The organism is Colwellia sp. (assembly GCF_013215345.1).
In the GTDB taxonomy this organism is placed as follows: Bacteria; Pseudomonadota; Gammaproteobacteria; order Enterobacterales; family Alteromonadaceae; genus Colwellia.
In genome coordinates, this window is the sequence record NZ_JABSOV010000005.1 from 1 (window position 1) to 11,826 (window position 11,826).

Annotated in this window: 9 protein-coding genes and 1 pseudogene; 2 read left to right on the forward strand and 8 right to left on the reverse strand. The window is 38.5% G+C overall.

Annotated elements, in window-relative coordinates:
- Together HRT50_RS01040 and HRT50_RS01045 are read left to right on the forward strand one after the other, a co-directional pair.
- Positions 1 to 1,439, forward strand: a 1,439-nt coding sequence (locus HRT50_RS01040; protein WP_291610434.1) for a PilC/PilY family type IV pilus protein, incomplete at its 5' end; no start/stop codon positions are given.
- Positions 1,440 to 1,864: 425 nt separating this feature from the next.
- Complete coding sequence (locus HRT50_RS01045) at positions 1,865 to 2,200, forward strand: TapY2 family type IVa secretion system protein (RefSeq protein ID WP_291610435.1); 336 nt, start codon at positions 1,865 to 1,867, stop codon at positions 2,198 to 2,200.
- 59 nt (positions 2,201 to 2,259) lie between these two features.
- Here the strand turns inward: HRT50_RS01045 and HRT50_RS01050 are convergent, their stop codons facing one another.
- The 8 genes and pseudogenes from HRT50_RS01050 to HRT50_RS01085 all read right to left on the reverse strand — a co-directional run bounded on the left by HRT50_RS01050 (position 2,260) and on the right by HRT50_RS01085 (position 11,702).
- Positions 2,260 to 2,850 (reverse strand): GspH/FimT family pseudopilin, encoded by a 591-nt coding sequence (locus HRT50_RS01050; RefSeq protein ID WP_291610436.1) that lies wholly within the window; start codon positions 2,848 to 2,850, stop codon positions 2,260 to 2,262.
- A 115-nt stretch (positions 2,851 to 2,965) separates the two neighbouring features.
- A complete protein-coding gene (locus HRT50_RS01055; RefSeq protein ID WP_291610438.1) occupies positions 2,966 to 3,586 on the reverse strand; it encodes a GspH/FimT family pseudopilin in 621 nt (206 codons plus the stop codon).
- A gap of 394 nt (positions 3,587 to 3,980) precedes the next feature.
- Positions 3,981 to 5,156 carry a chorismate mutase gene (locus tag HRT50_RS01060; RefSeq protein WP_291610440.1) on the reverse strand — a complete coding sequence of 392 codons (1,176 nt, stop codon included), beginning with the start codon at positions 5,154 to 5,156 and terminating at the stop codon, positions 3,981 to 3,983.
- Positions 5,157 to 5,267: 111 nt separating this feature from the next.
- The gene (locus tag HRT50_RS01065; protein WP_291610442.1) at positions 5,268 to 5,654 is read right to left on the reverse strand and encodes an MAPEG family protein; all 387 of its coding nucleotides are present in this window, start codon (positions 5,652 to 5,654) and stop codon (positions 5,268 to 5,270) included.
- A gap of 76 nt (positions 5,655 to 5,730) precedes the next feature.
- The gene (locus HRT50_RS01070) at positions 5,731 to 8,175 is read right to left on the reverse strand and encodes a penicillin acylase family protein (RefSeq protein ID WP_291610444.1); all 2,445 of its coding nucleotides are present in this window, start codon (positions 8,173 to 8,175) and stop codon (positions 5,731 to 5,733) included.
- Positions 8,176 to 8,335: 160 nt separating this feature from the next.
- Positions 8,336 to 8,788, reverse strand: coding sequence for a hypothetical protein (locus tag HRT50_RS01075; RefSeq protein WP_291610446.1), 453 nt, complete (start codon positions 8,786 to 8,788; stop codon positions 8,336 to 8,338).
- A 502-nt stretch (positions 8,789 to 9,290) separates the two neighbouring features.
- Positions 9,291 to 11,459, reverse strand: coding sequence for a malate synthase G (locus HRT50_RS01080; RefSeq protein WP_291610448.1), 2,169 nt, complete (start codon positions 11,457 to 11,459; stop codon positions 9,291 to 9,293).
- Between the two features lie 12 nt (positions 11,460 to 11,471).
- Positions 11,472 to 11,702: pseudogene (locus tag HRT50_RS01085) on the reverse strand (hypothetical protein).
- Positions 11,703 to 11,826: the final 124 nt, after the last annotated feature.

The following is an 11,826-nucleotide window of genomic DNA, read 5'->3' on the forward strand; positions in this document are numbered from 1 at the left end:
GGGCCTTTTTGCCAAAAGAGCTTTTTACAAACATAGGGGGGTTACGAGATAACTTTTCTTCTGCCAGCAAAATTTATGGTATTGATGGTCAAATCACTTCTTATGTAAATGACAAGGATGGCGATGGTATTATCGAAACAGGGGATACTGTCTGGATATTCTTTGGTTTACGTCGTGGAGGTGATTCATATTATGCTCTAGATATCAGTAGTCCAGACTCGCCAAAATTAATGTGGCATATTAAAGGTGGCAGTACTGACTTTGAGGAGTTAGGCCAAACGTGGTCGCAGCCTAAAGTTGGTTTTTCGAAACTCAATTTAAGAGGTAATGTTGCTAGTCCGGTACTTTTCTTTGGTGGTGGTTATGATACCAATAAAGATAGTGATAACGCAGGTACTAGCGATAGTAAAGGTCGATCTGTATACATGGTTGATGCTAAAACAGGTGAATTAAAGTGGAGCATGGCACCCAGCGGTGCAGACACTACTTTTGCCGGTACGGATAGTATTCCTTCAAGTATTGGCTTATTAGACAGTAATGGTAATGGCTTAGTTGATAGGTTATATACTGGAGATACTGGTGGTAATGTTTGGCGTGTTGATATGCCAGGTGATAACAAAGCCGATTTCTCAGTGTTTAAATTAGCTAGCCTAGGTGGGAGTACGAATTCCACAGATAGACGTTTCTTTTATGAACCTTCTATTGTAAGAACCTTTATTGCTGAAACTATTGAAACAGAAGTTGTTGATGAAGATGGTGTAACTACTACTATTACCGTACACCAAGAAAAACCGTATGATGCGGTATTAATTGGTAGTGGTGATAGGTCGAACCCATTAGGTACAGATACTGCGGATAGTTTCTTTATGATTAAAGATGAGCATATAAAAACACAAACATTTTCTGACACTAGCACACCTTCAACACCAACTGTAATTGGGAAATCTAATTTATTTGATTTTACCACTGATCGTTTTGCCGCGACAATGACTAGCCAAGCAAGAGAAACGTTAGAGCTAGAGGTAAGTGCACAATCTGGTTGGTTTATTGATTTCACTCAAACAGGTGAAAAGAGTACTTCAGCGGCTATAGTTATTAATGGTATTGCTTATTACACCTCATTCACACCGCCAGAGTTTTCGGCGGAGTTGGTTGATTGTAAACCGCCAACAGGCAAGGGCTGGTTATATGCAGTTGATTTAGCATTAGGCACAAAAAGATATAATTGGCTTTCAGAGAGCTCTGATAATCGAACAGATAGAATAGCACTAATAAGTGAGCAGTTCTTAGGGTCTCCGACATTAATTGTATTACCGGATGATCCTGATGACCCTAAATCAGAAGTTACAGGAAACCTCATTGTTGGCAGAAAAATTATCGGTGTAGACTTTGATTTGAAAACAATGCGTACTTATCTGTATGTTACAGAAGAGCAGTAAGTTAAAGCTACAAGTTTATTGTTTTGGAAAGCTGATCATAAATCAACAGAAAATAATCTATGCTTTTACTTAGTAGAATTATTTATCACCTTAACTATTATCGAGATTTTAGCGGTAGTAGCTTACCCGTCATACACAGATTTTGTTCTTGGCTTTAATAGCTTAGAAGCACAACAGGTAAATATATAAAGTTAGCTAATTTACAAGAACAAGTATTCGTTGATAGACGATTGTATGCCGAATATATGATGGATTAAACATGGACAAAATTATGAAACTCAGTCAAAAATTTATGTGATTTTAGTGTCGGCGTAAACAACTACCATTATCATAAATGAAAAATCAAGGAAATGATTCAGGCGGTGTTCGTTGTAAAATTGATTATGTAGGAACTTAAAATCCTGAAAAATGTTGGGAGAAATAATATGAGTGTTTTTACAAAAACTATTATGAAAATTATACCTTTAATGACTATGTTGGCGTGTAGCCTTGTTGTAGAAGCACAAGAGACCGTAAAAGAAGATAAAAAAATAGATGTAAAATGTTTCGTCGAGTTAGTCGGAGGTGAACAAATTATCAGCTTTTGGAATATACCTACAAGTAAAGTCTCAAGTTTGTCAAAATCAATCACAGGTCACAAAATTATGGTGCCTGGCTCAAAACAAAAAGTTAAAATTTACAAAACTCATGAATGTGTGTTATCAAATGATGATTTTACTGGCAGCAGAGCAAAAATAGTTGATAGTGAAACTGGACGCTAACTTATAGTTCGGCTTTAATCTTAGAGTTCAGTTTTAGCTCTAGCTATTCAATTAAGTTTTTATTTGCAATCTACTTCTATTCCGTTTCTGTCTTCTTCTATACCGTCGTGATCAGTATCTGAACTAGTATAGCTTCGACCTGAAAGAGAAACAGTAATACCTCTACCAGCTCCGCTTTGGGGGCAATAAATAAAACTAGCAGCCGTGGTTAATAAGCGGCCTGTTGGTGTGTAAATAACGCTTTGTTGAGTGTATTGCAGGTTATCGCCTGATTTTACCGCTTCTTTTATTTTAACTAACTCATCATTAGCGGCAAAGGCATTACTATTAGCTAATGTATTAACATCGTTGGTAAATACACTTATTACACCTTGCCAATTAGTTGTGCAAGCCCCAGCTGAAAGTGGGCAAACAGTCGTGTTTTTTCCGGTATTTATCGCCATGTTCCTAGCTGTTAATAAAAGTCTTTGCATTTCGCTTATTTCATTATCAACACGCATTCTTGTTAAAAATTCATTGAAACTGGGCAGGGCAATCATGCTTAAGATACCAGCGATCGCAATAGTGATCATCAGCTCAACTAAATTAAAACCTTTACTTTGCTTAGTGAGGTGTTTTATTTTGGCTGATTGGAGGGGAAATTGTTCCATGATTAATGACCTAACAGATACTGCGATAATACCTGTTATAGCATTTTCCACTGTATCAGGCTAGTTACGTTAGCTATGAAAACAATATTGCTTGCTATCGTCTTGATAGAATTTTTTAATTACATGTTATTTCTTTATTCATACGAGTTTCATCTTTTGAGTCGTTGTCAATATCACTAGTTACGTAAAGCCGCCCGGAGCGTGCGATGACAATGCCTCTAGATTTATCTTCATGACCAAGTGGACAATAACGAAAGGTACCATTACTTAAGCCCGTTAGATGCCCTGATGGTTGATAGGCAACCATAGTTCGCCCTTTGCCATAAATTAGTTGATCACCTAATTTAATGGCTGCTTTGGTCACGACTAGTCTTTCATTATTAGCTATTTCAAAGGTTTTATTATTATTGCTATCAATAAAAACACTCAGATCTTCATGCCAGTTAGTGGTGCATTGTCCACCTTCGGTTAGTGGACACATTATTACCTTTTCGCCACTATTTATTGCTGCGTTTCGAGTTGTGAGCAGTAAACGCTGTAACATAGATATTTCATTATCGACTCGAATCTGCACGACAAAGTCGTTCATGTTAGGTAAGGAAATTGCAGCTAATATTGAGGTGACTGCTAAGCTCGTCATCAATTCAAGTAGTGTGATTCCTTTTTGCCATTTATGAGAAAGAATAGATGGCGGCAGTTTTTGCTTATTGAATTTTGTAAAAGTGACATTAAACATAAAAGTCCATTTTTATTTATTGTCCGGATAAATAGTTATAGTTAATAAAAATGGATAATGCGATAAAATTAATTTTTCTGACTAGCTATGTATTATAAATAGTTGGTATTTTTTGTCTGTTATGTTGATTTTTTATGGGTGTAATAACTCTTTTTTCAAAAGTCCCGCAGCTTAATCATGAAAGTTAACAAATAGGCTATGACAGTTGACTTTAGACACATTGAAAAATTGAGTCTACGCTTTGGAGGGGCTTTAAAATTGTGTGCCGTTTTCTGTATTATTATTGAGCAACCAATGCAGCTTAGCTAATATTTATAATACTTTTCCCGAAAACTGACTACGGCTATATATCGTCGAGGTTAACGATATATAGCCGTATTAATGTGGTTACACTTTATAGCTCGCTACTGGGTACACTTGTTGGGCTGATATGTTCTATAGGGTAGCAGCCTAGCACTTTAATGAAATTCGTATGCGGAGTAATATCGTTAATGGCCTCTTGTAGAGCAAAAGTCTTTAAATTGGCTTCGACATCGATATAAAACATCTCTTCCCAAGGGCGTCCTTGAATAGGGCGAGACTCAAGTTTGCACATATTAATACCTTTATCTTTCAGCACTAATAAACACTCGACTAAAGCGCCGGCTTTTTGACCCGTTGAGAGTATAATAGCGGTTTTTGCTGGTATTTGTTCTGCCACTTCAATGGCTTTTCGAGCGACTAAAATAAAGCGAGAATGGTTTTCAGTTTGATTGGCTATAGATTGCTCTAACGCGTGTAATTGATATAGATGACCACCTTCTTCGCTACCTATAACAGCAGTGGTCTCATCTTGTAAATCAGCAACTCTTGCCATGGCATCAGCGGTACTATCACAATACTCAATACGAATGCCCGTTTGCTTATCTAGGAAGTTACTACATTGTGCAAAGGGCTGCCCGTGTGCGTATATAGTTTTAATTTTAGCTAAGCTTGTATTTACCGACGTTAGCAGACAATGCTCTATTGGCTGTGTTATTTCACCAACAATGAAGAGGTTGGTATGCTGTAGTAAATCATAAACTTCGTTAATACTACCAGAGCTAGTGTTTTCTATCGGCAGCATGCCGTAATCTACTTGCCCTGATTCTACTTGATTTAAGATGTCAGAAAAATTTTGGCAACCTGATTCAATGATTTTCTCAGCTCGACGTGAAAAATAGCGATGACTAGCAAGGTAGCTATATGAACCTTTATCACCTAAGAAAGCTACGCTTACTGTTGGCACTTGAATGTCAGGATTGGCTAATGTTTGCAAGTAAGCTTGTTGATTTAATACCGAGTCTTCAATAATGGTTTGAAATACACTGGTAACATAGTGAGCATCTAAACCTAAGGTTTTACCATGCTTAATTAAGCGTATTAACAGTTCTTGTTCGCGTTGTTGATCTCTAATAGGGCGTATTTGTTGAACCTTACTCTTGGCAACATTAAGTGTTAACGCTCGACGTTTGGCAAACAAGGCTAATAAATCTTGATCTAAAAGCGTTATCTCTTGTCGTATCTCATTTAAATCTAACTTCTCGCTCACTTGTTTACCTTTTTATTGTTGATTGACCGTTTGGTTTGAGTAGTTACTCTAGCTAGCTTAGCTAAATAGTGTCAACTGTTTCTTTAGACGTTTTTTGTTAATCAGTGCTATTTAGGGAATGCATTGAAATACAATAGCAAAGCTACATAGGGTGGCTATAGCCCATACTATTGATCTTAACAGGCTAATATTTAACAAATAGAAAATGTTATAAAGCACTCTTGCAATAACATGAACTACGGCCAACACTACTATAGTTTGCTGCATGTTGTTTGTTGCCAGCGCTAAAATGACAGCAGGGGCGAAAAGAATAACTGACTCAAAAGCATTTTGATGGGCTGCTAGGGCTCGCGCACCAAACCCTGTTAATTTACTTTGCTGCTCCCTTGGGTGATTGTTATTGTAGCCACCAAGTTTAGCCATAGCAAAAGCCACCGGGCCTTTTGCCAGCAGTGGTAAAAGTAGTGCTATAAATAAGCAAATAATTAAAATAGTCATGGTTTATCTCGTTATTGAATTTTATTCGTCATTGAATGTTATCTTGGTGCCCATTTAGTTAACTCGTCCGAAAAAATTAATAGCTAACTAAGGTCAACTTGTACTGTGTCTTTCCCGGTAAAAATGGCGAAGCAATACCTTGCTCCCAGTCACTGTGCCCAACGCCATAATAAGGACTCCATGGATGACCCGATTGGCTCGTCGGCATATGAAATATGCCGTCACTTTCATAACCTGGCGATACCACCATACGTTCTGAGGCGCCAAAGGCTTTGCCTTGTACTCTTGGCATATAACTATCACCCGCTAACGCTTTGCCTGGCATATCAAGCCAATAATTTAATAGAGGCAGGGCACTACTCAGCGGGTGCTTAATCGCCGAGCTATTTTGTTGACCCCAAGTCGCAGCACTTAGTGGTTGGCCTTTCGACATATCGGTAATGGTTAACGCGAGTGCCTGAGTAAATACCTCTTGCCAACTATGTGCTCCTAACATCATAAAGTTCTCAGGTTGTTCATTAATTAGTTGCCATAGCGGCGTTTCTATTTGGTGGCGGATGCTCTTGAAATTAAAAGCTTGTTCAATATTTTTTAAACTAGTATTTAATTCGAAGAAAACACTGTCTCTGAGGTTAATTCTAAAATTACGAACTAAGCGATAGCTAACCGAGTCAATGCTTGCTCTTAATTCATCTGAGCCGGTTAACAAGCTCTTTACTTGCGCAAAGTTACTATGTTGGGCAAGTACTTGTTCGGTTAATACTGTCTCTAGAATAAATTGCTGCCAGCGTTGCAAGAAAATGGCTTTATCATCTAAGCCGATGTTAAGTAGGGCTTGTTCGTCAAATTGTTCTTGGGCGAGTAAATTATCTCTAATTTGCTTTGAACGAGCACCCAGGGCATAACCACCATTGCCAAGTTTTGCATACATTTCACCGCCAACAACTCTGGAATTAGCCGTCCATAACCTTTGATTTTCTGGATTTAGAATATTAGGATATTGTGCCGGGGTTAAGTAACCTTGCCAGCTATTATCCCCTGAACTCCACGATTGAGGTGTTTCACCAATTGTGCCTTTCTTGTTGGGGATTGGCCCCATAATAGTCCAACCAATTGAACCGTCTTTATCCGCTACCAGTATATTTTGAGAAGGAATACCTGAGCGAGCAGCAATATTTAAAGCCTGCGCTACCGTTTTCGCTTGCTCTAATTGAATAGCCGTTAAGTTGACAGCTTCTTTATCATGGGCAACCCAGCGATAGGCAAGTGAATTTCCTTGATGGTCTTTACCAATAACAGGCCCCCAGATTGTTTCCTTTATGGTGATCTCTTGGCCTTTTTGACCTTTAATGGCGATTACTTGTTTATGAAAAGTAAAGTCTTGGTAGCCTGTAGGAGTTAAATATTGGCTGTCATCAGCATTACTGGTTAGCACAATCACATCACTATAGTCGCCGTAGCTGTTGGTAAAGCCCCAAGCAATATTTCCATTGCTACCAATAACCATATTCGGCGTGCCTGGCAGGGTAGCGCCAGTAACTTTAATTTGTTCAGTAACGGATTTTAAACCCTCAGTTTTAATATGTGGATATTCAAAAGAAGCACGAAACCAAGTATTAGGTACACGAATATCAAGGTGCATATCATTAGCTAATATGGCACTTCCTGTCGCGCTCAACGCTCCTGAAATGGCCCAGGAGTTAGAGCCAGGCAGGTGGTCGCCTTGGTATCTATTTTCAATATTGTTAACTAACTCTGTATTGTTAGTTAATCTTGTGTCATTGCTGCTATCGATGTTAACGCTTGATGCGGAAGGCCAAGCCCCTGTTGGCATAGGTGATGGAGGTAAATGACTACCGTCAATTGCGGCATCCCATATACTGCCTTTGGGATCTAAGAATGCGTAAACATCACCGGATAAAACAGCTTTCATCAAACCGAGTGTACGTTCGCGTTTACCGTCGTGGTATTGAAGATCTATATACATACTGAAAATAGTAAGGATTGAGTCCTCTTCACTCCATTGCACAGGCTCTTGCTGTAGCAGCAAGTATTCAAAAGGCGATGAGTTTAAATACTTCAATCCTTGGTTGACGCCTCTAGTATAGGCTTTAATTAGATCAAATTGCTCTTGCGGCAACTGAGCTACAATTGCTCTGGCGCGATCACGAAAGCGATGTTTACGGATTGATTTATCATAATCCAGTGCTATAGGGCCGAATAGGCTTGCCAATTCACCGGCTGAGTTTCGCCTTAACAGATCCATCTGAAAGAATCGTTCTTGTGCATGAACAAATCCTAGCGCCACAGAAATATCGGCTCTGTTTTTAGCTTTTATCGTGGCAATACCTTGTTTGTCTCGCTCAATTACTGCCGTCTTAGTTAAACCAAAAACGGTTTTTTTCCCGTCTAACAGTGGTAAGGCGCTATCAACTTTACTGTAAAGCCAAGTTAATGCCGTAGCTAACACTAATAAACTGATAAGTAAGAAGCCAGTGAGTATTTTTTTTATTTTGTTCATGGATAAGGCAAGCTATAAAAATTGATATAGCAGAGTAACTTAAAATGTCGCTTGGGAGTATTCTTAGTTACTTTTATTTAAGCGGAGGCAGTGGCAAGATAAATAACGAGAAAAGGAGTTGGGATAGAATATTTATGCATATTGTGCATGCAATTTAGGGCTATAAACTATAGCTTTTCTGGCTCTTACACTTTGCCTTTATCACTTTGCTTGTCGATGGTGACGCTAGCTGCTCGGCAGTATTTCCTTTAACAGGCGCGGTGAAATATGAAATAAATTGGTTTAGTTTGTCACTAAAGACCATAGCGCTATTAAAAAACTCATTAGATTTACTGACAACATTCATGGTTAACTGTGAGTTTTCTTCGGTGAATATCGCAGGGTTTGACAGAATTAAACCAGTAGAAAAATTATTACGGTATTGACTAGTTATTTTGCTATGTTTACTTTCTACTAGATTGATAATATTATAATTATTGTATGGATGGCTCAAAATATGGTTAACTTTTAAATACTGTATTTCAACTGAAGGCGTGGCGAGTGCAGGCGTAATATTGATTAATGTTACGAATGTGATCGTAAAGCTAACTAATAGTAATTTAATTGATTTCATTGCCTATATCCTTTTAGTTTTGTCCATATATTGGTTAAGTATTGTGCTGATTACGTCCTGGTCGCACTCTACCTCTGAGCTTTATCTATTATTTAACATTACTCAATTGTTACAAATGTTACTTTACTGGTTGTTTGATTATTAAGCTAGCAAGTTGAGATAAGTTGCTTCTTTCATACGGTAGATAACAAAAGCCGCTAAAAGAGTTGTTCTTTCGCAATGTTAGCCGTTATTTTACCCAAACATTCTTTTAAATAGAACTGTTACCGATGATAAATATTTCAAATTATTTGAAATAGTAACAATAAAATTTATTAGGCTACTTTAATCGCCCATACGTTTGCCAAAGGGAGGCTAAATAAAAACAACACTGGCGTTAAGGTTGAGGTAACCATAACGCCAGTGTTGTTAGTTTTTAAGTTTGTAAGCTGATGCTAACTTCATCTCTATCCTAGCTAGAACTTAGCTATGCCCTAACTATAATTAAGGTTAAGGCTCAGAGCTAACTTAGTTGACGTTTTTTTTCCAAACGATATTGATGCAGTAAAGGCTCGGTATAACCATTAGGCTGCTTAGCTCCTTTGAATATCAAAGCAGAAGCGGCTTTAAAAGCAATACTATGGCTAAAGTCATCGCTCATTGCTTGATAGCTAGTATCACTTGCATTTTGTTTATCAACAATACGGGCCATTTTCTCTAAACTTGCTTGTACCTGTTCAGTAGTACAAATGTTATGTGTCAGCCAATTAGCAATATGTTGACTGGAAATTCGTAAGGTTGCTCTATCTTCCATCAAACCGACATCATTTATATCGGGTACCTTAGAGCATCCGACACCGTCATCTATCCAACGTACTACATAACCTAAAATTCCTTGGCAATTATTGTCTAGCTCTGCAGTAATTTCAGCCACACTCCAGTTAGTATTTTCTGCAAGTGGAATGGTTAAAATATCGTCGATATTGGCGGCTTTACGCTGACTCAGCTGTTTTTGTAAAGCAAACACATTTACTTTATGATAATGCAGAGCATGTAGCGTTGCTGCGGTAGGTGAAGGTACCCATGCGGTATTCGCACCGGCCTCGACATGATTTATTTTAGTAGCCAACATGTTCGACATTTGATCTGGAATTGGCCACATACCTTTACCAATTTGCGCCTTTTGGCTAAAGCCGCAAGCAAGTCCGACATCAACATTGTTATCTTCATAGGCGCCAATCCACGGCGTTAGTTTTATATCCGCTTTCCTTGCCATCGCACCGGCCATCATAGAGGTATGAATTTCATCGCCGGTTCTGTCTAAAAAGCCGGTGTTGATAAATACCACGCGATCTTTGGCGGCATAAATACAATTCTTTAAATTGACACTGGTTCGTCTTTCTTCATCCATAATGCCCATTTTTATGGTATTGCTTGGTAATGACAAAGCCTTTTCCACTCGAGAGAATAAGGTATCAGCAAAAGCCACTTCCTCAGGACCGTGCATTTTTGGCTTAACAATGTAAATTGAACCCTCACTACTGTTACAGTATTCGCCATTACCTTTTAAGTCATGCAAGGCCACCAAAGATGTGATCATTGCATCGAGTATGCCTTCGGGTATTTCATTACCCTGGCTATCGATAATGGCATTATTTGTCATTAAATGGCCGACATTACGAACGAACATTAAACTGCGACCTTTCAGGGTCACGGTATCGCCGTTTAGTGTTTGCACGCTAAAATCATCGTTCATGGTACGAGTGATGCTTTGACCATTTTTGTTTAGCTTGGCAGTTAACTTACCTGTCATTAAACCTAACCAATTACGATAAGCTAATACTTTATCTTCACCATCTACAGCAGCGACTGAATCTTCACAATCCATAATGGTTGTTAAAGCCGACTCAAGCACTATGTCACTTAAGCCCGTAGCATCTTGTTGACCAATAACACTCTTGTCATTAAACAATAAACTAAGATGTAAGCCGTTATGAATAAACATCAATGACTCTGGCTTATTAATACTGCCAGTAAAGCCAATAAAAGCTGACGGTGTTTTTAAGGCGGTTTGTTGACCGTCAGTTAAAGTAACCATCAATTGTTGCTCGGTTAAATGGTAACTAACGGCTTGAGTATGGCTGCCAGAAACAAGTGGCAGCGCTTGATCTAAATGCTCTTTGGCAAAAGTGACCACCTTTTTACCACGTATTGGATTATAAGCTTTACTTGCCTCGGCGCCATCCTCATAACTGATGGCATCACTGCCATAAAGTGCATCATATAGACTACCCCAACGTGCGTTTACTGCGTTTAATGCAAAGCGAGCATTCATTATTGGCACAACAAGTTGCGGCCCTGCCATCAGAGCTAGCTCATTATCAACATTAGAGGTGTGGATACTAAAGTCATCTACAGAGGGAACAAGGTAATTAATATCCGCTAAAAATTGCTTATAGTGTGAAAAGTTAAGCGGCTTATTGTCTTGGTGGTAATTATCTATGCTTGCTTGCAAAACATCACGCTTTACTAACAGTTGTTGATTTTCGGGACTTAAGTCATTAATTATTTTTGAAAACTGCTGCCAAAAGTGACTTGAACTAATGGCGGTGCCAGGCAATGCTTCATATTCAATAAAATCAAAAAGACATTGGCTTACGGTTAAATTTTCTATGGTTACTGTCGATGGCATTATTACTTGGCCTTATTTCAAAAACTTGCTGTTAAAAGTATTAGGGGCTGTTGAACTTCCTAGATTTTTTTTGCAGCGAATTGTTGGGTATTTATACAAGGCAGAGCCTTTGTAATGTGGTTATTCCACATAAAAAGGCGATAACGCCGTATAAATGCGCAACAAACGCTGTCCGAAGGATTCGGCTAAAAGCGCTTTCTTCATTGTTGAGTAATATTTGCGTAGAATGACTAGGCTACACACTACTCGCCGCGAATAAAACGCTTTTAGCTCGAACAAAATTTAACCGCGAAAGATCAACAGCCCCTAAGAATGTTGCTATGAAAGTTTCTATTTCAAAAGGTCATTTTAGGATGATAACCTTGAA

Excerpts from the sequence above, each read along its gene's own strand:
- HRT50_RS01075 (WP_291610446.1), bottom strand. The coding sequence starts at position 8,788 with ATGAAATCAATTAAATTACTATTAGTTAGCTTTACGATCACATTCGTA.
- HRT50_RS01065 (WP_291610442.1), bottom strand. The coding sequence starts at position 5,654 with ATGACTATTTTAATTATTTGCTTATTTATAGCACTACTTTTACCACTG.
- HRT50_RS01080 (WP_291610448.1), bottom strand. The coding sequence starts at position 11,459 with ATGCCATCGACAGTAACCATAGAAAATTTAACCGTAAGCCAATGTCTT.
- HRT50_RS01045 (WP_291610435.1), top strand. The coding sequence starts at position 1,865 with ATGAGTGTTTTTACAAAAACTATTATGAAAATTATACCTTTAATGACT.
- HRT50_RS01070 (WP_291610444.1), bottom strand. The coding sequence starts at position 8,175 with ATGAACAAAATAAAAAAAATACTCACTGGCTTCTTACTTATCAGTTTA.
- HRT50_RS01055 (WP_291610438.1), bottom strand. The coding sequence starts at position 3,586 with ATGTTTAATGTCACTTTTACAAAATTCAATAAGCAAAAACTGCCGCCA.
- HRT50_RS01050 (WP_291610436.1), bottom strand. The coding sequence starts at position 2,850 with ATGGAACAATTTCCCCTCCAATCAGCCAAAATAAAACACCTCACTAAG.